Source organism: Mycobacterium sp. E802, assembly GCF_001666875.1.
GTDB lineage: Bacteria > Actinomycetota > Actinomycetes > Mycobacteriales > Mycobacteriaceae > Mycobacterium.
The window spans coordinates 22984-44408 of the sequence record NZ_LZJD01000002.1 but is presented as its reverse complement, the minus strand read 5'-3'; the positions used below and the strand labels follow the sequence as shown (position 1 = coordinate 44408).

The 21425-nt window shown below is 67.0% G+C and carries 18 protein-coding genes; 6 read left to right on the top strand and 12 right to left on the bottom strand.

Annotated features, from left to right (window positions below; translation table 11 throughout):
- Window positions 1-16: 16 nt before the first annotated feature.
- Genes A5699_RS00255 through A5699_RS00230 form a run of 6 tightly spaced genes read right to left on the bottom strand, consistent with a single transcriptional unit; the run spans window position 17 to window position 7162 of the window.
- Window positions 17-1024 (bottom strand): ABC transporter permease, encoded by a 1008-nt coding sequence (locus A5699_RS00255; protein WP_067763706.1) that lies wholly within the window; start codon window positions 1022-1024, stop codon window positions 17-19.
- Window positions 1017-2525, bottom strand: coding sequence for a sugar ABC transporter ATP-binding protein (locus A5699_RS00250; protein WP_067763703.1), 1509 nt, complete (start codon window positions 2523-2525; stop codon window positions 1017-1019). The genes A5699_RS00255 and A5699_RS00250 overlap by 8 nt, the downstream gene beginning before the upstream one ends.
- Entirely contained in the window at window positions 2515-3477 is a 963-nt protein-coding gene (locus tag A5699_RS00245) for a sugar-binding transcriptional regulator (protein ID WP_067763700.1), read from the bottom strand. Before A5699_RS00245 ends, A5699_RS00250 begins: the two co-directional genes overlap by 11 nt.
- Window positions 3477-5030 (bottom strand): ribulokinase, encoded by a 1554-nt coding sequence (locus A5699_RS00240; RefSeq protein ID WP_067763697.1) that lies wholly within the window; start codon window positions 5028-5030, stop codon window positions 3477-3479. Before A5699_RS00240 ends, A5699_RS00245 begins: the two co-directional genes overlap by 1 nt.
- 4 nt (window positions 5031-5034) lie before the next feature.
- On the bottom strand, window positions 5035-6126 hold the full coding sequence (locus tag A5699_RS00235; RefSeq protein WP_067763694.1) for a galactitol-1-phosphate 5-dehydrogenase: 1092 nt from the start codon (window positions 6124-6126) through the stop codon (window positions 5035-5037).
- Between the two features lie 49 nt (window positions 6127-6175).
- Window positions 6176-7162 (bottom strand): substrate-binding domain-containing protein, encoded by a 987-nt coding sequence (locus A5699_RS00230; RefSeq protein WP_231965512.1) that lies wholly within the window; start codon window positions 7160-7162, stop codon window positions 6176-6178.
- A 207-nt stretch (window positions 7163-7369) separates the two neighbouring features.
- Between A5699_RS00230 and ppc the strand changes: the two genes are divergently transcribed.
- On the top strand, window positions 7370-10177 hold the full coding sequence (gene ppc / locus A5699_RS00225) for a phosphoenolpyruvate carboxylase (protein WP_067763776.1): 2808 nt from the start codon (window positions 7370-7372) through the stop codon (window positions 10175-10177).
- Window positions 10178-10194: 17 nt separating this feature from the next.
- Here the strand turns inward: ppc and A5699_RS00220 are convergent, their stop codons facing one another.
- Window positions 10195-10572 (bottom strand): ATPase, encoded by a 378-nt coding sequence (locus A5699_RS00220; RefSeq protein ID WP_067763689.1) that lies wholly within the window; start codon window positions 10570-10572, stop codon window positions 10195-10197.
- Window positions 10573-10596: 24 nt separating this feature from the next.
- The gene (locus tag A5699_RS00215) at window positions 10597-11394 is read right to left on the bottom strand and encodes a DeoR/GlpR family DNA-binding transcription regulator (RefSeq protein WP_067763686.1); all 798 of its coding nucleotides are present in this window, start codon (window positions 11392-11394) and stop codon (window positions 10597-10599) included.
- Window positions 11395-11496: 102 nt separating this feature from the next.
- On the opposite strand from A5699_RS00215, the gene A5699_RS00210 reads away from it, so the two are divergent.
- Genes A5699_RS00210 through A5699_RS00190 form a run of 5 tightly spaced genes read left to right on the top strand, consistent with a single transcriptional unit; the run spans window position 11497 to window position 16889 of the window.
- Window positions 11497-13059 (top strand): FGGY family carbohydrate kinase, encoded by a 1563-nt coding sequence (locus A5699_RS00210; protein WP_231965511.1) that lies wholly within the window; start codon window positions 11497-11499, stop codon window positions 13057-13059.
- Window positions 13059-14516, top strand: a complete 1458-nt coding sequence (locus A5699_RS00205) for an NAD(P)/FAD-dependent oxidoreductase (protein WP_067763770.1) — start codon at window positions 13059-13061, stop codon at window positions 14514-14516. The genes A5699_RS00210 and A5699_RS00205 overlap by 1 nt, the downstream gene beginning before the upstream one ends.
- Complete coding sequence (locus tag A5699_RS00200; RefSeq protein ID WP_067763683.1) at window positions 14513-15352, top strand: FAD-dependent oxidoreductase; 840 nt, start codon at window positions 14513-14515, stop codon at window positions 15350-15352. The genes A5699_RS00205 and A5699_RS00200 overlap by 4 nt, the downstream gene beginning before the upstream one ends.
- Window positions 15349-15579: a hypothetical protein gene (locus tag A5699_RS00195; RefSeq protein WP_067763679.1), complete on the top strand. Its 231-nt coding sequence runs from the start codon at window positions 15349-15351 to the stop codon at window positions 15577-15579. Before A5699_RS00200 ends, A5699_RS00195 begins: the two co-directional genes overlap by 4 nt.
- 29 nt (window positions 15580-15608) lie before the next feature.
- A complete protein-coding gene (locus A5699_RS00190) occupies window positions 15609-16889 on the top strand; it encodes an ethanolamine utilization protein EutH (protein ID WP_067763676.1) in 1281 nt (426 codons plus the stop codon).
- 192 nt (window positions 16890-17081) lie between these two features.
- On the opposite strand, the gene pgl is transcribed toward A5699_RS00190, so the two are convergent.
- Genes pgl through tal form a run of 4 tightly spaced genes read right to left on the bottom strand, consistent with a single transcriptional unit; the run spans window position 17082 to window position 21424 of the window.
- Window positions 17082-17813 (bottom strand): 6-phosphogluconolactonase, encoded by a 732-nt coding sequence (pgl, locus tag A5699_RS00185; protein WP_067763673.1) that lies wholly within the window; start codon window positions 17811-17813, stop codon window positions 17082-17084.
- Entirely contained in the window at window positions 17810-18721 is a 912-nt protein-coding gene (gene opcA / locus A5699_RS00180; protein ID WP_067763669.1) for a glucose-6-phosphate dehydrogenase assembly protein OpcA, read from the bottom strand. The genes pgl and opcA overlap by 4 nt, the downstream gene beginning before the upstream one ends.
- 19 nt (window positions 18722-18740) lie before the next feature.
- Window positions 18741-20312, bottom strand: a complete 1572-nt coding sequence (gene zwf / locus A5699_RS00175) for a glucose-6-phosphate dehydrogenase (RefSeq protein ID WP_067763666.1) — start codon at window positions 20310-20312, stop codon at window positions 18741-18743.
- Entirely contained in the window at window positions 20309-21424 is a 1116-nt protein-coding gene (tal, locus tag A5699_RS00170; RefSeq protein WP_067763663.1) for a transaldolase, read from the bottom strand. The genes zwf and tal overlap by 4 nt, the downstream gene beginning before the upstream one ends.
- Between the last annotated feature and the right edge of the window lies 1 nt (window position 21425).

Below are 21425 nucleotides of genomic sequence, written 5' to 3'. Positions count from 1 at the left end.
TTTCCGTTGTCGGGTTTCAGGCAGTCTTGGTCTGGCGGTCGAGCACATAGTTCATGACCAGCGCCGCGATCAGGATGAGGCCGGTCACCAGCATCTGGAAGAACGAACTCAACCCCAGCAGGTTGAACAGGTTGCGCAGCACCGAGAGCAGCAACACGGCGATGAATGTGCCCATCACGCCGCCCTTTCCACCGAACAGACTGGTTCCACCCAACACCACCGCGGCGATGGCATCCAACTCCAGGCCGGTGTGGGCGGTGGGTTGCCCGATCGTCAGCCGCGCGGTCAGCAGCACCCCGCTCAGCGCGGCCAGCCCGCCGGAGATCACGTATGCCGCCGTGGTGATGCGCTGCACCGGAAGACCCGACAGCCGGGCCGCTTTGGCGTTGCTGCCGACGGCGTAGATGTGTTCGCCGAAGGTGGTACGGCGCAGCACCAGTCCGACGATGACGGTGGTGGCCACGAAGATCAGCCCGACCACCGGGATCCCGGCCACCGACCCCGCGCCGAGGAACCGCAGCCCCACCGGAATCTCGGCCGTGGTCGGGGTGCCGTTGGTGGTGAGGAACGTCAGGCCCCGGATGCTCTGCATCCCGGCCAGGGTCACCATGAAGGCCGGCAGCGCCAGGTAGGCACTCAATCCGCCCATGACCCCGCCGAGTACCAGCCCGCTGCCGATGGCCAGCACCGTGGCCACCGGCCAGGCGATACCGAAGCCGATCAGGATGGCCACCAGCATGCCCGACAGCGCGGCCACGCTTCCCACCGACAGGTCGATGCCGGCCGTCAGGATCACCACCGTCATACCGATTGCCACGATGCCGGTCAGGCTGGATTGCTGCAGCAGGTTCGCGAGGTTCTGCGAGGTGAGGAATTGCGGCGCGGTGACGGCGGCCACGACGAACAGCGCGATGAAGATGAACAGCAGATTGAACCGCACGATGATGTTCTGCCGGCGGGTGCGCGTGGTGACGGCCCGACCTTCCGCGGCCGCTGGGGTGGATCCCTGAAGTAGATCAGTCATTGTCGGTTCTTCCTGTGACGACGCAGCGGGCGATGTCCGCCGCCGGTGTTGTTCTCGGGTCGAAGGCGGCGATGTTCCGGCCTTCGTGCATGACCCAGATCAGGTCGCAGTTCTCGGTGAGCTCGCTCATCTCACTCGAGGCCATCACCACCCCGACGCCGGACTCGGCCAGGGCCTGAACCTGTTCGAACAGATCGGCTTTCGCGCCGATGTCCAGACCCCGGGTGGGCTCGTCGAGCAACAGCAGGTCGATCCCGCGGGCCATCCACTTGGCCAGCACCACCTTCTGCTGATTGCCGCCCGAGAGCTGGCCGACCGGTTGATCGACGTCGGCGAACTTGACTCCGAGCCGCTGCAGCGGCGGCAGGCACAGGGTCCTCGCGGCCTTGAGCGGGTTGACGCCGAACGGCGCGAGCGCCGCGATGCCGGCGTTGCGCAGGATCGACTGTTCCAAGAACAGGCCCTGGCTCTTGCGGTCCTCGGGCACCAGGCCGATCCCGGCCCGGACGGCGTCACGAGGGGACAGCCGGCTGATTCGGGCACCCGCCATGGTCATGTCGAGCGTGGCGGTGCGGTCGCCGAAGAGGGTGGCCAACAGGGTGGAACGGCCTGCCCCGCCCAGCCCGGCCAGGCCGATGATCTCGCCGCGTCGGACCCGGATGCCTGATACGTCGATCAATCCCGGAATGGTGGCACGGCGAACCTCGAGCAGATCGGCTTTGGCGCCGTCCGGGCGTGGCTGCCGAGGCGACTGAGGCTGCAGGCCACGGCCGATCATCGCCTCGACGAGTTCGTCTTTGGTGACCGTGGCGATGTCGAACACGCCGACGGTGGCCCCGTCCCGCATGACGGTGGCACGGTCACCGATCGCCTTCACCTCGTCGAGCCGGTGGGAAATGTAGATCACCGACTTGCCCGCGGCGGTGAGCTCTCGGATCACCCGGAACACCTCGGCCAGATCGTGGTCGGTGAGCGTGGCGCTCGGTTCGTCCATGACGACGATCCGGGCATCGGTGGTGAGCGCCTTGGCGATTGCGGTGAGCTGCTGGTCGGAGACCGACAGGTTGGCGACGACATCCGATGGTGCGAAGCTGCCGCCGACGCGTGCGATCGCTGCTGCCGCCCGGCGATCGCGTTCCCGGCGGGCGATGAACGGCCCGCGCCCCGGTTCGTGCCCCAGGAACAGATTCTGTGCCACGGTCATGTCCGGCACGAGATCCAGTTCCTGGTAAATGGTGTTGATTCCGGCTCGGACGCCATCGATGGGGGAGTCGAACGAGACTTCTTCTCCGTCGATGACGATCGTTCCGGAATCTGGTGTGTAGGAACCGGAAAGGATCTTCATCAGGGTGCTCTTGCCGGCGCCGTTCTCACCGAGCAGACAGTGCACTTCGCCGCGGGCCACCTCGAGGGTGGCACCGGCGCAGGCTTTGGTGCCCGGGAAGGTCTTCACGATGTCCTGCATACGCAGCGCGATGGTGCGCTCGGGGCTAGGTGTCATGTCGTTGCTCCAGCACGGCTCGGGCCGTTGGTTCATCGGTGATCAGTACCGAGCACAGCCCACTGCTCAGCGCGCCGTTGACGACCGGGACCTTGTGGGACCCGGCGGCCACCGCGATCGCGCAGTGGGTATTTCTGACATCGTCGAGGCTGAGACCGACTGTGCGGCGGTCGATATCGGGATAGGCGAGCTCACCGGTTGCCGTGATGTAGTGGGCGAGAGCATCACCGCAGGCTCCGGCCGATTCGAGCAGCGTCAGTTCGCCGGGGGTGACCGCGCCGGACTCCACCAACACCGACGTCGCGCCCAGCGCCCCGAGCGAGAACAGCAGCGCGTCCGCCGTGCGGGCCCGGGTCAGGACGTCCTGCACGAAACCCTCCGCGTAGAGGGCGTCGCGGGTTTCGATCCGCTCGACGATGGCCGGCACCGGCAGCAGCGTGGCGCGGCCGTTGCCGCTGTGGGCGATGCTGGTCACAATGTTGGCGGCCTTCGTGGGATGCACTGATCGGCTGACGCCGCCGTTGGCCTGGATCACCTCGATTCCGCTGGTCCATCCGCTCGGCAGCACCGCGGCGATCTGCTGCAGGGTGTTGCCCCACGACACCGCCAAGGTGGTGATCCACGAGGCGTTCGTCTTCAGGTAGGTGGCCGCGGCGGTCGCCACGTGCGCACCGGACTCGTCACGGGTGTCCGGGCCCGGGACCACCACGCACTCGCGCAAACCGAACCGGCTGCGCATCTCCACTTCGAGGTCGGCGCGCCGGGCCTGCGGGTGCACGATCTTGATCTGTACGAGGCCGACGGTGCGCGCCTCGTCGAGCAGCCGGCCCACCTTCCATCGGGTCAGGTGCAGTTCGGCGCCGATGTCTTCCTGGGTGCGGCCCTGCTCGTAATAGCACTGGGCGACATAGAGCAGCAGATCGGTGTGGCTGCGATCGGCAGCGGCGCTCATCAGCGCACCACCCGAAGCGGGCCGCCGCCCACAGGCCCGGCGTCGCCGTCGGCGGTGTCGCACATGATCGGGCGCAATGCTGCGGTCAGCCGCTGGTAGTCAGCGAACGTCTGCTCGTAGACGGCGGTCCGTTTCGAGTCGGGTTCCAGGAGTCGAACCTTGGGGGCGAACAATCGAGAACCCGCACCGAGGCTGGGCACGATCCCGGCGGCGGTCGCGGCGATCACCGCGCAGGCCCGCAGGGTGAGATTCTCGCCGATCACCAGTTCGGCGGGCCGGCCGAGCATGTCGATGGTGACCTGCTGCCACAAGGAGTTTCGTTCGATGCCGCCGGAGAAGACCAGGCGGGTACAGGGCACCCCGGACCGTTCGAAAGAGTCGATGACGCTGCGGGTTCCGCAGGCCACCGCCTCCACCATGGCCCGGTAGAGCTCGGCCTTGGTGGTGCCGAGGGTCAGTCCGATCACCGCGCCGCGCAGCCGGGCCTCGCGGTGTGGCGTGCGGTTACCCATGAAGTAGTCGAGGGCGCGCAACCCGTGGCCGGCCGGGTCGACTGCGGTGGCCTGCTCGATCAGCCCGGCCAAGTCGTCGCGGGGGACACCCATGATGGATTCACCGGTCCATTTGAGGACCGAACCGCTGGTCACCTGTCCGCCTTCGACGAGCCACCTGTTGTGGGACAACGCGTTTGGGTAGGGGCCCCAGACCTCGTTGGAGGTGGTCGGCTGATCGATCTCGGTGACGATGGCCGAGGACGTGCCGGACACGATGGACACCAACCCGTCCGTCGTGCCGCCACAGGCCAGCAGGGAGACGTGTGCGTCGATGCCGCCGACGGCGACGACCGCGGTGTTCGTGATACCGAGATCAGCGGCCGCGCTGTCGCTGAGGGTGCCGGCGACCCCGCCGACCGGGACGATGTCGTCCGGCAACTTGGCGACGAGATCGTCCATACCCAATGCGGCGTACAGGTCTACCGGGAATCGCCCGGCGATCGCGTCGTAGTTGTATTTGCAGACTGCGTTCATCTGCGACCCCACCCAGCGGCCGGTCAGCCGGAAGGTGAGGTAGTCGACGGCTTCGACGATGCGGGCCGCCGAACGGTAGCTCTCGGGATCATTCTTCTTGAGCCACATCGCTTTGGGCAGAAGCCATTCGGCGGCATCGGATCCGCCCGACCACTCCAGGATCGGATGTTGGCGGCTCAGTTGTGCGGTCCGCTCGGATTCGGCAGCCCCGCGTGCGTCCATCCACAGGATCGCCGGACGTAGTGGCGTGCCGTCCGCGTCAACGATCGCCACCGTCGAGGCCGTGGTCGAGGCGGCGATCGAGATGACGTGGCCGGCCGCTCGGCAACCGTCGGTATCGAGTAGCTGACGGGTCGCGGCGGTGACGGCGGCCCACCAGTCCCGCGGGTCCTGCTCGGCCCAACCCGGCCTGGGGTGGTTGGTCGAGTAGGGGCGATGGGCCGTGCCCAGCGGGGTGCCGTCCTCGGTGAAGGCGCCGATGCGGGCGCCCTCGGTGCCGAGGTCGATCGTCAGAAGGATTCCCATGGGTTCAGTCCTTGTTGGGCAGGAACAGCACTTTTGACGAGAAGATCGAGCGGTCGCCGAGTTGTTGCATCATGTCCGGGAGGGCCGATAGCGGCAGTTCGTGGGTGATCATGAACTCCCACTTGAGTTTTCCTTCGGCCATCATCTGGGCCGAGGTGCGCCACTCGTCACCGGGGAACGGCGCCGAGAAGGAGTTCCACGAACCGTGCAGGCTGGTTTCGAGTCGCATGAACTGGTTGAAGGTGTCCTTCTCCAGCGTCACCGGTGCGTGCGGGATGCCGACGAACACGGCGTGCCCGTGCGGGCCGGTGAGATTCGCTGCCATGTCGGCCGTCGCGGGCACACCCGCGGACTCGAGCACGATGTCGAAACCGCGACCGCCCAGGGCGCGGGCCTCCTCGACGTTCTGCACGGCGTGCGTGGCACCGGCCTCCCGCACCATCGCCGCCTTTTCCTCGCTGAGGTCGACCGCGACGATCTGGCCGGCACCGTGCAGCTTCGCCCATTGCACGGCGAAGAGCCCGATCGGGCCGGCGCCGATCACCAGGACGCGGTGACCGGCCCGCAGGTCGGTCTTCCACAGCCCGTGCAGGGCGATGGCGGCAGGGTCGAGCATCGCCGCGGCGCGGGGATCGATGCCCGCCGGTAGCTTCAGCAGATTGCCGACCGGGCTGACCACGTACTGCGCGTACGCGCCGTCGGATCGGCTGCCGAAATAGTCGTAGTTCTCGCACAGTCCGAACGCGCCCTTGGCGCAGAATTCGCAACCGCGGCAGGGGATGAGCGGGGGCACCGACACCAGTTCGCCAACGTCGAATCCCTCGACGTCGGAGCCGAGTTCGGTCACCCAACCGGAGAACTCGTGTCCGCAGATGATGGGCATGACGTATCCGCCGTTGCGCAGCATCCTGGGGATGTCGGAACCGCAGACGCCGCAGGCGGCGACTTTCAGCAGTACCTCACCGGGTCCGGGTCTGGGTACCGGTGCGGACTCCACCCGGATGTCGCCCGGCGCGTACATCACGGCCGCGGTCATGGTGTCGGGCAGGCTCGGGGACGCCGACAGGGTGGTCGGGGCGGGGGCCTCGGTTGTCATCGAAGCTGTCTCCTCGTGTGTTGTGGTGGGTGACGCGGGGTTGCCCGGCTTATTCGGCCCGGGCGAAAGTCGACGTGCCCTCGAGTGAGGCCGCGTTGGCCTTGTTCACCAAACTCGTTCCGGCGTCGACGAATTCCGGCACGGACTCACCGCGGGCCACCTTGACCGCGGTATCGATGGCCAGTTGTCCCTCGGCGGTGGGGTCGTTGAGTGCGGTGGCGATGTACTGGTCGCCGGTGGCTATGGCGCGTACCGCTTCCATGAGGCCGTCGACCCCGAAAACCTTGACGTCGGTGCGGTTGTTCTCGGTGAGGACCTGTAGGGCGCCCAGGGCCATGTCGTCGTTCTGGGCGTAGACACCCTTGAGGTCGGGGTGCGCCTGCAGCAGATCCTGCATCGCGGTGACGGCCTTGGAGCGGGTGTAGTCGGCATACGGCCCGTCCACCACGGTGATGTTGGGCTGCGCCGCCACCGCGGCCTTGAAACCGTCGCCGCGGTCACGGGCCACCGCGCCGCCGGCGTCGCCCTGGATCTGGATGATCTTGCCGCCCGCCGGGCCCAGTGTGTCGACGGCGGCCTTGCCGACCAGCTCGCCCATGGCCTTGTTGTCGCGGCCGACAAACGTCGCCGCCCCCTTCTCGACCGGCCGATCCACGGTGACGACCTCGATGCCGGCCGCCTCGGCGGCGACCAGCGACGGCGTCACGCCCTTGGGGTCGACGGGGTTGATCACCAGCACGTTGACCCCGCGCGTGATCAGGTCCTGGACATCGTTGTTCTGTTTGGTCACATCGCCGTTGGCGTCGGCGTAGAAGAATTCGTGTCCCTGGGATTCGGCCTGCCCCCGGGCCGCATCGGTGAGCCCGACGTAGAACGGGCTCTGCTGGGTCGCCTGACTGAAGCCGATCTTCACGGGCCCGTCGACTACCGTGTTGGTGCTTCCGGCGGAGTTGTCGCCGGGTACCGAGCAGCCGGTCGAGGCCATCGCCATTGCGGCGCCGAGCGCGATTCCGGAGAGGGCTTTTGCGAGTCTCACTGTTCCTCCTAGCTGTGCGCGATCGTGACGGGGCCCGCGCATGACGTCCATCACGTTAGGAACCAAGATGTAGCCGCGTCAACATATGCGCATAACTTTGCTCATATGAGCAGTCGCTGGCCGTCCGACCCGCGTGAGCAGCGGTTTTTCGGCATTGGTGCGGCGTGAGACGTGCGGCTCGTCGGCGGTCCGCCGATACTGGACCGCATGGCTGACTCCAGTGATGTCGCACTCGAGCCGATCGGATCGGTACACCGCACGCCCGTCGGCCGTGAGGCCACCGAGCCGATGCGTGAGGACATCCGGTTGCTCGGCGCAATCCTCGGGGACACCGTGCGCGAGCAGAACGGTGCTGAGGTCTTCGACCTGGTCGAGCGCGCTCGCGTGGAATCGTTCCGGGTCCGCCGATCGGAGATCGATCGTTCCGAGCTGGCGGATCTGTTCTCCGGCATCGACGTTCGCCGGGCCATCCCGGTGATCCGGGCCTTCACCCACTTCGCGCTACTGGCCAACGTCGCCGAGGACATCCACCGGGAGCGCCGCCGGGCCGTCCACGAAGCAGCCGGCGAGCCGCCGCAGGACAGCAGCCTGGCCGCGACGTACCGCAAGCTCGATTCGGCCGACCTCGACGGGCCGGCGGTGGCCGCCGCGTTGAGCGGCGCTCTGGTGGCTCCGGTGATCACCGCTCACCCCACCGAAACCCGGCGCCGCACCGTGTTCGACACCCAGCACCGGGTCACCGAGCTGATGCGGCTGCGTCTGCACGGGCAGACCCACACTCCCGACGGCCGTGATATCGAGGTCGAGTTGCGCCGCCACATCCTCACGCTGTGGCAGACCGCGCTCGTACGGCTGTCCCGGCTCAAGATCTCCGACGAGATCGAAACCGGCCTGCGCTATTACCCAGCGGCGTTCTTCGAGGTGATCCCACAGGTCAACGCCGCGGTGCGGACGGCGTTGCAGGCCCGCTGGCCCGATGCGCATCTACTGGAACAACCGATCCTGAGACCGGGAAGCTGGATCGGCGGTGACCGGGACGGCAATCCGAACGTGGACGCGGCCGTGGTGCGGCTGGCCACCGGCCGGGCCGCCCATGTGGCCTTTGCGCACTACTTCGCCGAGATCACCGCTCTGGAAGAAGAACTGTCGATGTCGGGGCGGCTGGTCGCGGTCACTGACGGGCTGATGGCGCTGGCCGATTCCTGCCATGAGCCGGCCCGAGCCGACGAGCCCTACCGGCGGGCGCTGCGGGTGATCCATGCCCGGCTGACCGCCACCGGTCGAGAGGTCCTCGACGAGCAGCCCGAACACGAACTGGATCTGGGGCTTGATGCCTACCGCACCCCGGAGGAATTCCTGGCCGATCTCGACACCGTCGACGCGTCACTGCGTGTCAGCGGCAGTGCGATACTGGCCGACGATCGGATGGCCCGGCTGCGAGAAGCCGTGCGGGTCTTCGGATTCCACCTGTGTGGCCTGGACATGCGGCAGAACTCCGAGGTGCACGAGCAGGTGGTCGCCGAGCTGTTGGCCTGGGCCGGTGTGCATCCCGATTACGCCTCGCTGCCGGAGTCCCGGCGGGTGGAAATACTCGCCGGTGAGATCGCCACTCGCCGACCGCTGATCGGAGACGGTGCCGAGCTGTCTGAGCTGGCCCGCAAGGAACTCGACATCGTGGCCGCCGCGGCCCGGGCGGTCAGCGTGTTCGGAGCCCAAGCCGTGCCCAACTACATCATCTCGATGTGTCAGTCGGTTTCGGATCTGCTTGAGGCCGCGGTGCTACTGAAAGAGGCCGGCCTGCTCGATGTTTTGGGGGCGGCTCACGGCGGACACGTGTTCGCGCCCGTCGGCATCGTGCCGCTCTTCGAAACCATCGACGATCTCCAGCGGGGAGCGTCGATCCTTGAGGCGGCGCTGGAGCTCCCGGTGTACCGCAGCATCGTCACCGCGCGTGCTCGGCATCAGGAGGTGATGCTGGGGTATTCGGACTCCAACAAAGATGGCGGCTATCTGGCGGCGAACTGGGCGCTGTACCGGGCCGAACTGGATCTCGTGGAGGCGGCCCGCCGGACCGGGATCAGGTTGCGGCTCTTTCACGGTCGAGGCGGCACCGTCGGCCGCGGCGGCGGGCCCAGCTATGACGCGATCCTGGCTCAGCCGCCCGGAGCGGTGCAGGGTTCGTTGCGGATCACCGAACAGGGCGAGGTGATCGCCGCCAAATACGCCGAACCGCGGATCGCCCACCGCAACCTCGAGACGTTGTTGGCCGCGACGCTCGAATCCACCCTGCTCGACGTCGAGGGGCTGGGGGATGATGCCGAGCCGGCCTACCGGGTGCTCGACGAGCTGGCGGCCCTCGGCCGGCGGGCGTATGCCGAACTGGTCCACGAGACACCGGGATTCGTCGAATACTTTCAGGCGTCGACCCCGGTCAGCGAGATCGGGGCGCTCAACATCGGCAGCCGGCCCAGCTCCCGCAAGCCGACCACGTCGATCGCCGACCTGCGGGCCATCCCGTGGGTCCTGGCCTGGAGCCAGTCCCGGGTGATGTTGCCGGGTTGGTACGGCACCGGCACCGCGTTCGAGCAGTGGATCGGTGGCGACGAGTCCCGGCTGGCGGTCCTGCAGGATCTCTACGCCCGGTGGCCGTTCTTCCGCACCGTGCTGTCGAACATGGCGCAGGTGATGGCGAAGTCGGATCTTGGCTTGGCCGCCCGGTATTCGGAACTGGTGGCCGACGAAGAACTGCGGGCCAGGGTGTTCGACAAGATCGTGGCCGAGCACGGCCGCACGATCGCGACGTACAAACTCATCACCGGTCAGGAGGATCTGCTGGCCGACAACCCGGCCCTGGCGCGCTCGGTGTTCAACCGGTTCCCGTATCTCGAACCGCTCAATCATCTGCAGGTCGAGTTGCTGCGCCGATACCGCGCGGGTGACGCCGACGAGTTGGTGCAGCGCGGAATCCTGCTCACCATGAGCGGATTGGCCACCGCACTTCGTAACAGCGGCTGAGCCGACATCTCGGGAGATTACAGGTGGGCGCTCGCGCGGATTCGGTTGACCATCCCGCGAACCGCGTTCTCCGTCGCGGCCAGCGGCGACATCACCGCCTCGCCGATACCGACGATCGCCTCGACGCGGTCCACGATGGCTTCCAGGCGGTCGACCACACCGATCAGCCGAGGCGCGAGTTCGTCGATCCGGGTGATGGTGTCGTTGAACCGATCGAGGGTGGCATCCAGACCTCCGGTCGACTTGTTGAGATCGACCAGGGTATTGCTGAGGTCGGTGAGCAGGGTGTCGACCTGTTCCACCGTCATGTCAGCGTTGAGCGCGGCCTGCGTCAGTGTCCGAATCCGCTGCCGTCCCGAGGCCGGGCGGGCGCGGCCGTCGCCTTTGTCTGCCATGTCACACAGTATGGCGTGCGGGTCTCACCTGTCGGTCACAACGTGCGGATCACATTCGATGGTCTCGACTCCCGCGTCGTGCAGATGCTCGCGCCAGGCGTCGTCGAGGTGGTTGGTGACCAACACGTCGACGTCGGTCCAGGCCAGCGATCCGGCGATCGCGCTCTGTCCGACCTTGGCGGCGTCGGCGAGGATCGCCACGCGTCGTCCCTGTCGGGCCATCGCCGAGGCGATCTCGGCGTCGGGCAGGCTGTTGAACCGAACGCCCATGTCGAGATCGAGCCCGTCGCAACCGAGAAACGCGATGTCCACACGTAATTGGGCGATCGCCGCGGTTGCCAGCGGACCGCTGGTGCCGAACGACGAGGCACGCAGGGAACCCCCGATCACGTGTACCTCGAACGAGGGCACACTCGCGAGCCGCTCTCCGATGTTGAGCCCGGAGGTGGCCATCCACAGCGGTTGGGCTCCGGAGGCGAGTTCCTCGGCCAGCGCCAGGGTGGTGCTGCCGTCGTTGAGCAGGAGCGACGAGCGAGGCTTCACCATGGCGGCGGCGGCCACCGCGATCGCGCCCTTGTCCCGGGCGTTGCGCCGCCGCCGCAGATCGAAGGCCTCGTCGAGGGTGCTCGACGCCGCCGCCAGCGACGCGCCACCGCGCACCCGTTTGACGAGGCCGCGTCGCTCGAGGGCCGAGAGGTCTCGCCGGATCGTCGGCGTGCTCGCCCCTGTCGCACGCTGCATGTCTTCCAGAGACGCGAACGGTTGACGCGACAGCAGGTCGAGCAGGTGCGCGTGACGCTCCTCGGCATGTTGTTCCGGCACAGCCCAACACTGTACTGAGAATCAATTTCGATCACACTATTGATGTAGTTGATCGATTGTGATTCGATCTCTTCTTGTTATCGCACGCAGCGGAGGTTTTTGTTGCCAGTCAAGCCGTTGACGCCCCGCGGTCCGGTGACCCGGGTGTGGGCCGGGATCGACCAGGGCACCACGAGTACCCGGACCAACCTCTACGACGACGCCGGCAATTGCGTGGCCACGGCCCGTCGCCAGTCCTCGACCACCCATCCGTTCCCGGGCTGGGACGAGCAGGACGGCAATGCGTTGGTCGCGGCGATCGAGGAGACGCTGCGCGAGGCACTGGCCTCGGTGGCCGGGGCGGAACTGGGCGGCATCGGCCTGGCGAATCAGGGCGAATCGATCATCGCCTTCGACCGGCGTACCGGTGAACCGCTCTCGAAGGCAATTCTGTGGTCAGACCGCCGTGCCGGTGCGGTTGTCGAGCCGATGCTCGGCACGGCAGCCGCCACGCGAATCGCACAGGTCACCGGTCTGCAGCTGGACCCGTACTACTCGGCGGCCAAGATCGCCTGGACGTTACGCAACGTGCCCGAGGTGGCCGCTGCGGCCGCAGCGGGAACACTTGCGATCGGAACGCTCGACGCGTTTTTCATGTTCCGGCTGGCCGGGGGCGCCTTCGTCACCGATCCGTCGACGGGTAGCCGAACGCAGTTGATGGATCTCGATCAGCTGCAGTTCGACCAGGACTGCGCTGCGGCATTCGGCATCGATCTCGATCTGCTGCCGTGGATGGTCAACACCGTCTTCGACGAACCGCTGCCGACCACACTGGGCGCGCCGCTGTACGCCAGCGCCACCGATCAACTGGCCGCGATGGCCGCCCTCGGCGCCGTCTCTCCCGGCGACACGAAAATCACCTATGGCACCGGGTGTTTCATCGACGCGAACGTCGGTCCGAGCCCGCGGCGGCCCGGCCACGGTCTGATGCCGACCTACGCGTGGGCCATTCCAGGGGAGCCGAAGGCATGGGCGGTCGAAGGTGGGGTGTTCAGCGCCGCGACGGCCGTGGACTGGCTGGTCGGGCTTGGCCTCGCCGACGATGCTTCGCACGTGGGTGAGCTCGCCGCGGCCTGCGCGGCGGCGGCGGATTTCGACCTGCGGATGGAACATCCGTTGTTCTCACCGAGTTTCACCGGGATCGGCGCGCCGTGGTGGCGTGCCGATGCCGCAGGCGTGTTCGCCGGGCTCCGGGCATCCACCGATCGGCACGACCTCGCCTTCGCCGTGCTCGACGGGATCGCCCACCGGGTTGCCGACGTGGTCGATGCCGTCGACGCCGAACTCGGCGCCGTCGCCGGGCTGCGCGCCGACGGAGGACTGAGCGTCAACGCGGCGCTGATGCAACGACAAGCAGATCTGTGCGGCCGGCCGATCGCCATCGCCGATCATCACGACAACACCGCCGCGGGCGCGGCCGGGCTGGCGGCGATCGGTGCCGGTGAACTCGACTTGGCCGGCCTGGCCGCGCGGGCCAGGTTCACCCACACCGTGGAACCGAAGCTGAGGGACCGATACCGCACCGTCGAGCGCGCCCGGTGGAACGAGTTCATCGGGGCGACAAGGGCTCTCGACCCACCGGTATTGAACCAGGCTGCCCGGGGGCAGGACGGTGATCGGAAGTGATGGGTACACAGCACTACGACATTGCGGTGATTGGGGCCGGGGTGATCGGTGCGGCGATCGCCGCCGAGCTGTCCCGGAACTCGGTGCGGGTCGTGTGGTTCGAGGCGGCCCATGATGTTGCCGAAGGTGCCAGCAAGGCCAACTCCGCCATCGCCTGCAGCGGATACGACATGCCGCCGGGAAGCCTGGAATCCGGCCTGATCCGGCAGACCAGCCCGCACTGGGAAGAGTTGTGCCGCGCCCTGGACGTACCGTTTTCCCGAATCGGCGCGTTGTCCCTGGCGTTTGACGACGAGGACAGTGAATCGCTGAATCTCCTTGCCGCTCAAGCCGGCGAAGCCGGCATCGACGTCGAGATGGTCGACGGTGCCGCTCTGCGCCAGTTGGCGCAGACCGCGGCACCCGCTGCCACCAAGGCGCTCCACGTGCCGGCCGAGGGGATCATCGATCCGATCCGGCTGACGATCGGTTTGGCGAAACTGGCTGTGCTCAACGGGGTCGAGCTGCGCCGCTCGACACCGGTCACCGGATTCTGGCATCACGCATCGGGGGAGATCAGCCATGTCGTGACCTCCTCCGGCGCATATGCCGTCGGCGCGGTCGTCAACGCCGCCGGGGTGAACGCGGATCTGATCACCGAAGCGGCTGCCGCGGAGCCGTTTACGATGTGGCCCCGCAAAGGTCAGTTCATGCTGCTCGACCGCGCGGTGGGGCATTCGGTACCCAAGATCATGTGCACCGCACCCACGCCGCATACCCGGGGAATCTACGCGGTGCCCACCACGAACCGGACCGTCCTGGTGGGGCCCACCGCGGTGGACGGACAGGATCGTGCGGACAAGGCCACGGACGGGGACACCCTCGATCAGGTGTGGGAACGGGCCAGACGGCTACTGCCGCCCGGTATCCGCCGCAGACACGTGACCAAGGTGTTTTCCGGTCTGCGTCCGGCCAGTGACCGCACCTACCGGCTCGAGGTGTCCCCGAAGGTGCCGAACCTGGTGCATGCCGCGGGAATCCGCTCCACCGGCGTCTCTGCGGCTCCGGAGGTCGCGCGTTATGTGGCGAACCTCGTTTCCGCCGAAATCCTGGCGCTCAAGCCCAAAAGCCGAGTTACCGAATCGATTCCGGTACTCGATCGGTTGGCTGAGCTGGACACCGACACTGCGGCCGGCAGCTTCGTGAGCGCACCCGGTGCTGCCCCGGATCAACACCCCATGGTGGTGTGCGCGTGCGAGCACGTGACCGCAGCCGAGATCGCCGCGGAATGCCGGGGGCCGGTGCCCGCGACATCCGTCGACGGAATACGTAAACGCACCAGGGCGACCGCCGGCCGGTGTCAGGGCGCGTACTGCGCGGTGGGCGTCAGCTTCATCCTGTCCGCAGCCACCGGAGAACAACCTGGTGAGGTTCGCCAAGGCGAACCCGGATCGCAGTGGGAGACCGATGCCCGATGAGCACTGTCCGACCCCGCATCGCCATCGCCGGCTCGGGTCTGGCCGGCCTGCACTGTGCCGTGAACCTGGCGTCGTCGGCCGAGGTCACCGTCTACGAGCGGCTGCCGGTTCCCGGCGGTGAACACTGGGAGGACGGCGAACACCACGCCCTGGTACGTCAGGCGCGGCGCGGCGGCGTCCGATTCGCCGCGGGCACCCAGGTGGTCCGATGGGAAGGTGATCGGCTGCTGGCCGTCGGCGAAGGAGGCGGGATCGCCGCTGCCGACGCGCTCGTCGTCGCCACCGGTCACCGGCCTCCTACCCGCGCCGAACTACGGATCGACGGAAACCGTTGCGCCGGAGTGGTACCGGCCACGCTGGCGCTACACCTGCTCCAACAACAGGTCGATCTGGGTCATCACGTCGTCGTTGTCGGCGACTCGGACTGGGCGGCCGAGTGCATCGCGCTGATGACGGCGCAGCAGGACCACGCCTCGATCGTATGGGTCGGTGCCGCGGCCCGGCCCGCACACCCGAGCGTGACGCTGCTGCCGGATGCCAGGGTCACCGCGACCCATGGGATGCCGAGGATCACCGGGGTCACCGTCGAATCCGCGCCGGCCGTCGAGCAGGTGGTCTGCGACTGCTTGATCCTGGCCGGTCCGGCCGTGGCGTACCGGAACATCGACGGTGCCGTCCTGGACGACGAACCTGCCGTGTTCGCCCAACGACACCCCGAAACCACGGACAGCTCCGCACGGATCGGCCTGTTGGCGGCCCGACACGCGCTCGCCGTCGGCCGGGCCGCACCCCACACCCACATACCCGTGCTTCCCAGGATTGGACTGCCCCGATGAAAGTAACCTCGCCCGTCGGCGAATTCCCCTACACCTTCGAGCGTATCCGGATCGACGGCATGCGCATCGTGGCCGAGGGCCGGATGGGGACGTGGCCGGCACGCATCGAAGTCGGTGTCTCCGACATCCCCGCGGCGATCCGTGGCGGTATGGCGGCCGCTGCGCTCGGCGCCGCCCTCACCGTCGGGGCCCGCCGGTACCGAAATCGCAAGCAGCTCAACCACTAGACCCCACTCCGTCCGAAAGAGCCTCAGACATGGCCACATTGGGAAACATCGTCATCTATCTCATGATGGCGTTCGTCGTCATCGGTGCGTGCGCATTGGCATTCCGCGGTGATCGAGGAATCGGCCGGGAGTTCAAAGAGGGGATTTACGCCCTCGGCCCGCTGTTCGTGCCCGTCGCCGGCATCATGGCCGGGTTGCCGTACCTGGCCTGGTTCGTCGAACACGTCCTCGGCAAGATCTATGCCCCCTTCGGGGCCGATGCGGCGATGGCGGCGACCACCCTGATCGCCAGCGACATGGGCGGCTACCAACTCGCCAAGGCGACCGCTGATTCCACCGGAGCCTGGATGACGGCGTCGATCACCGGCTTCCTGTCCGGAGCCACGATCTCTTTCATCATCCCGGTCGGTCTGGCGATCCTCAATGTGCGGGACCACAAGTACTTCGCGCTCGGCATCATGAGCGGCATCCTCACCGTCCCGATCGGTGTCCTGGTCACGATGGGCATCCTGATCACCACCCACTCGCCGGTCCGTGACTCGGTCACCACAGACGGTGCCTCGACGGCGACCCTCGACGGCTTCGGCATCGGCGACGTCCTGATCAACATGTTGCCGGTCATCATTGTCACGGTGGCCATCGCGGCCGGGTTGTACTTCGCCACCCGGGCCATGATCACGGGGTTCATCTGGTTCGGCCGCATCCTCAACGCCGCCATCTATCTGGCGTTGGCGGTCTCGATCGTGGACCACGTCACCGGCTTCTTCAGCTCACGGCTCAGTTGGTGGGGATTCGAACCGATCATCGCGACCGCGGACGATCAGATGCGGGCCCTGGAGGTCGTCGGCAACATCGCCATCGTGTTGGCCGGGGCGTTTCCGTTGGTCTATGCGATCCGCACCTACGTGGACAAGCCGCTCACGGTGATCGGCAAACGCCTGGGCATCAGCACCGAGGGCACCGCCGGGCTGCTCGCTGCCACCACCAACATGCTGGCGGCTTTCCACCTCATCCGCAGCATGCCGGCCAAGGACAAGGTGCTCGTCGTCGCTTTCGGCACCACGAGTTCGGCACTGATCGGCGACCATCTGGCCTTCACCGCCAACTTTCAGCCAAATCTCATCGCCCCGTTGATGATCGGCAAGGTCGTCGCGGGCGTCACGGCGATGCTCTTGGCGCTGTGGATCGCCGTGCCGACCGCCAAGCGTCTGGAGCGCGAGGACGCCGAAACCGAAACCGATCTCACCGACGACGACGCCGAGCGCACGGACGACGAGGACCAGCAGTCCCCGGAACCCGCACGGTCGTGATGCCAGGGAACCAAACGGGGACGAACTACGTCTGAATGAATGTGCGGCAATTCTGCGAACCCCCCACCCGGTCGGCCGTCACGGCTGACCGGGTGGCTTCCGATCAACTGGTCGCCGACTATCTGGCCGGCTACGCCGAGGCGTTGGCCGACGCCGGCGAGTGCCGTGGCGGCACAGACGAGTGATGTCGGCTCAGAGCTTGCTTGCGGCCGCGTCGTCGAGTAACCACACGGTGCGCTCGCGACCGATCGCGCCGGCTGCGGGGATGTCGGTCGGTTCGGCCCCGCCCAAGGCTGCGGCCACCGCGTCGGCCTTGGCCGCACCGGAGACCACCAGCCACACCTCACGCGCGTTCTGAACGGCCGGCAGCGTCAACGTGATTCGCCGCGGCGGCGGTTTGGGGGAGTCGGAGACCCCGACGACCAGACGCCGGCTTTCGCGCACCGCGGCGGTGTCCGGGAACAGTGAGTTGATATGTCCCTCTGGGCCCATACCGAGCAGATGCACATCGAACCCGGGGCCTGGGGCATCGAAGTTGGCTTCCAACAGCTGCGCGTAGCCGGTGGCGGCCGCTTCGAGGTCGTCGCCGAATTCACCGTCGCTGGCGGCCATGGCATGTACGTTCACGTCCGGGATCCCGACATGGTCCAAGAGCGCCTCACGGGCCTGCTTGTCGTTGCGCTCGTCGTCGTCCTGCGGCACGAACCGCTCGTCGCCCCAGTAGACGTGCACCTTCGTCCAGTCGATCTCGTCACCGCGCGCGGCGACGCGCTTGAGCAGGCCGATCCCCGTACCCCCACCGGTGAGCACGATGGTCGCCTGATGCCGCTCGGCGATCGCCGACTTGATGGTGTCCACCAACCGGTCGCCCGTGGCGGCCACCAGGGTGTCGGCGTCGGCATGACGTTCGATCACTGTGCTCATACGTATCGGACCTTGTCGATTCCCTTGAGTGCGTCGTAATAGATCTCGTCGGCGTCGAGGCGACGCAGGTCCTCGGCCAGACATTCCTTGGCCTCGCGGCGGGCCAAGGGCACCAACGCATCCGGCTTGCCGGTACGGCTCAACACCGCCGTCACGCCGGTCTGCGGACGGGTCAGCGTCACGGTTTCGCTGGGCCGGGTGAGTTCGACCTTCAACTCACCGACCGCGCGGGTCACCGGTCCGTCGATCCGCCGGGCCAACCAGCCGGCCATGATGTCCAGTGCCGGTTCGTCTTTGAGTCCGGAGACCAACGCCGAGGTGATGGGCTCGTGCGGCGGCTGGTCGACCGCCGCGGCGAGCAACGCCCGCCAGTACGTGACGCGGCTCCAGGCCAGGTCGGTGTCGCCCGGGGTGTATCCGTCCAGCCTGCTCTTGATGCAGGACAGCGGATCGGCACCGTTGGTGGCGTCGGTGATCCGGCGAACCGCCAACTTGCCCAACGGATCCTGGGCCGGTACCGCAGGCGCCAGATCGGGCCACCAGGTCACCACCGGCGTGTCGGGAAGCAGAAACGGCGTCACCACGCTGCTGGCATGGTTGGCCAGCGGACCCGACAAACGCAGCACCACCACCTCGTTGGCGCCGGCGTCACGGCCCACCCGCAGCTGGGCGTCCAACCGGGCCTCGGTGGTCAGCCGGTCTCCAGGGATGACCACGATCACGCGACACGGATGCTCCCGGCTGGCGACGTTGGCCGCGTCGATCGACTCCTCCAGCATCGCCTCGGAATCGGTGGAAATGACCAGCGTCAGCACCCGGCCGAGGGTGATCGCGCCACCCTCTTCCCGCATCGCGACGATCTTCTTGTTGATCGCTCCGGTATTCGTGTCGGGCAGATCGACAATCATGGCTCGGCTCCTTCGCGGATCACGGCCGCCTCCATTCCCGCCCCGTCCGACGCAGCATCTCGAACGCCGAATCAGGGCCCCACGTTCCGGCCTCGTACGGGTCGGGCTTTCCGTGCGTGGCCCAGTACTCCAGCGCGGGATCGAGGATCTTCCACGACAATTCGACCTCGGCGTTGACCGGGAACAGCGACGGTTCGCCCAGCAACACGTCGAGGATCAGGCGCTCGTAGGCCTCCGGTGACTCCTCGGCGAACGCCGAGCCGTAGGAGAAGTCCATGCTGACATCGCGGACCTCCATGATGTGGCCGGGAACCTTGGACCCGAACCGCAAGGTGATGCCTTCGTCGGGTTGCACCCGGATCACCAGTGCGTTCTGGCCGAGTTCATCGGTCATCGTGGCATCGAAGGGCAGGTGCGGCGCCCGCTTGAACAGCAGGGCGATCTCGGTGACCCTGCGGCCCAAGCGTTTTCCGGTCCGCAGATAGAACGGGACACCTGCCCAGCGGCGGGTGTCCACGTCCAGGGTGATGGCGGCGAACGTCTCGGTGGTCGAGGTCTTCGAAAATCCCTCCTCGTCGAGGAGTCCGACCACTTTCTCGCCGCCCTGCCAGCCCGCAACGTACTGCCCGCGGGAGGTGGTCTCGTCCAGCGGCTCGGCCAGCCGGGTGGCCGAGAGCACCTTGATCTTCTCGGCCTGGAGTTCGGCGGGGGAGAAGCTGACCGGTTCTTCCATCGCCGTCAGCGCCAGCAGTTGCAACAGGTGGTTCTGGATGACGTCGCGGGCCGCACCCACACCGTCGTAATAGCCGGCGCGGCCACCGAGACCGATGTCCTCGGCCATCGTGATCTGCACGCTGTCGACGTAGTGCGAGTTCAGCACCGGTTCGAACAACTCGTTGGCGAAGCGCAACGCCAGGATGTTCTGGACGGTCTCCTTGCCCAGGTAGTGGTCGATGCGGAACACCGAGGACTCCGGGAACACGCTGTTGACCACCGCGTTGAGCTCTTCGGCGCTCTTGAGATCGTGACCGAAGGGCTTCTCGATGACCACCCGGCTCCAACTCTCGCCGTCTGATCCGCTCCTCACGTCCGCAGCAGCCTTGTCGGCCAGCCCCGACTTCGACAACTGCTCACAGACCTGAGGGAACGACTTCGGCGGGATCGACAGGTAGAACGCATGATTGCCGCTGGTGCCGCGCTCCACATCGAGTTTTTCCAGGGTCTCTTTCAACCGCTCGAAGGAGGCGTCGTCATCAAAGGTGCCCTGCACGAACCGGAAACCTTCGGCCAATCGGTCCCAGACTTCCTGGCGGAACGGCGTGCGCGCGTGCTGTTTGACCGCGTCGTACACGATCTTGCCGAAGTCCTCGTCCTGCCAGTCGCGTCGCGCGAAGCCCACCAGCGCGAAGCTCGGGGGCAACAGGCCGCGGTTGGCCAGGTCGTAGATCGCCGGCATCAGCTTCTTGCGGGCAAGGTCACCGGTAACCCCGAAGATCACCACCGCGCATGGCCCGGCGATGCGGGGCATGCGCTTGTCGCGCTTGTCCCGCAGCGGGTTGTGCCACGTGGTGCCCGCGTCGGCGACCGTCATCGTGCGGCGGCGTCGAGTTGGCCCTGGGTCGCGTCGAGCAGTTCCTGCCACGACTTCTCGAACTTCTCGACGCCTTCGTCTTCGAGCACCTTGAACACGTCGGCCACATCGATGCCGACCGCACTCAGCTTGTCGAAGACCTCCTGTGACGCCGCAGCGGTGCCGCTGATGGTGTCTCCGGTGATCTTGCCGTGGTCGGCCACGGCTTCGATCGTCTTCTCCGGCATGGTGTTCACCGTGTCGGCGGCCACCAACTCGGTGACATACAGGGTGTCTGGATAGTCCGGGTTCTTCACGCCGGTCGAGGCCCACAGCACCCGCTGCACCCGGGCGCCGTCGCCCTTGAGTGCCGCGAACCGCTCGCTGCCGAAGACCTCCTCATAGGCGGCGTAGGCCAGACGTGAGTTGGCCACGCCGGCCTGGCCGCGCAGCGCCAGTGCATCCTGACTGCCGAGCTTGTCCAGCCGGTTGTCGATCTCGGTGTCCACCCGCGAGACGAAAAACGAGGCGACCGAATGGATCTTCGACAGATCGTGGCCGGCCTCCTTGGCCTTCTCCAACCCGGCGAGGTAGGCGTCCATGACCGCGCGGTGCCGTTCCACGGAGAAAATCAGCGTCACGTTGACCGAGATGCCCTCGGCGATCACCGCGGTGATCGCGGGCAGGCCCGCCAGCGTGGCCGGGATCTTGATCAGCAGGTTGGGCCGGTCCACGATCTTCCACAGCTCGATGGCCTGCAGGATCGTCTTGTCGGTGTCGTGCGCCAGCCGCGGATCGACCTCGATGGAGACCCGGCCGTCGACACCGTCGGAGGCCTCGTACGTCTTGGCCAGGACGTCGCACGCGTTGCGGACGTCGTCGGTGGTGACGGTGCGGATCGTGGCGTCGACGTCGGCGCCGCGTTCGGCAAGTTCTTTGACCTGCGCGTCGTACGCGGTGCCTTTCGACAGGGCGGCCTGGAAGATCGACGGGTTGGTGGTGACACCCACGACGCTGCGGGTATCGATCAGTTCCTGCAGATTGCCGGTTTGCAGCCGCTCGCGCGACAGGTCATCAAGCCAGACAGATACGCCCGCGGCGCTCAGCGCCGCGAGATTCGGGTTCTGAGTCATG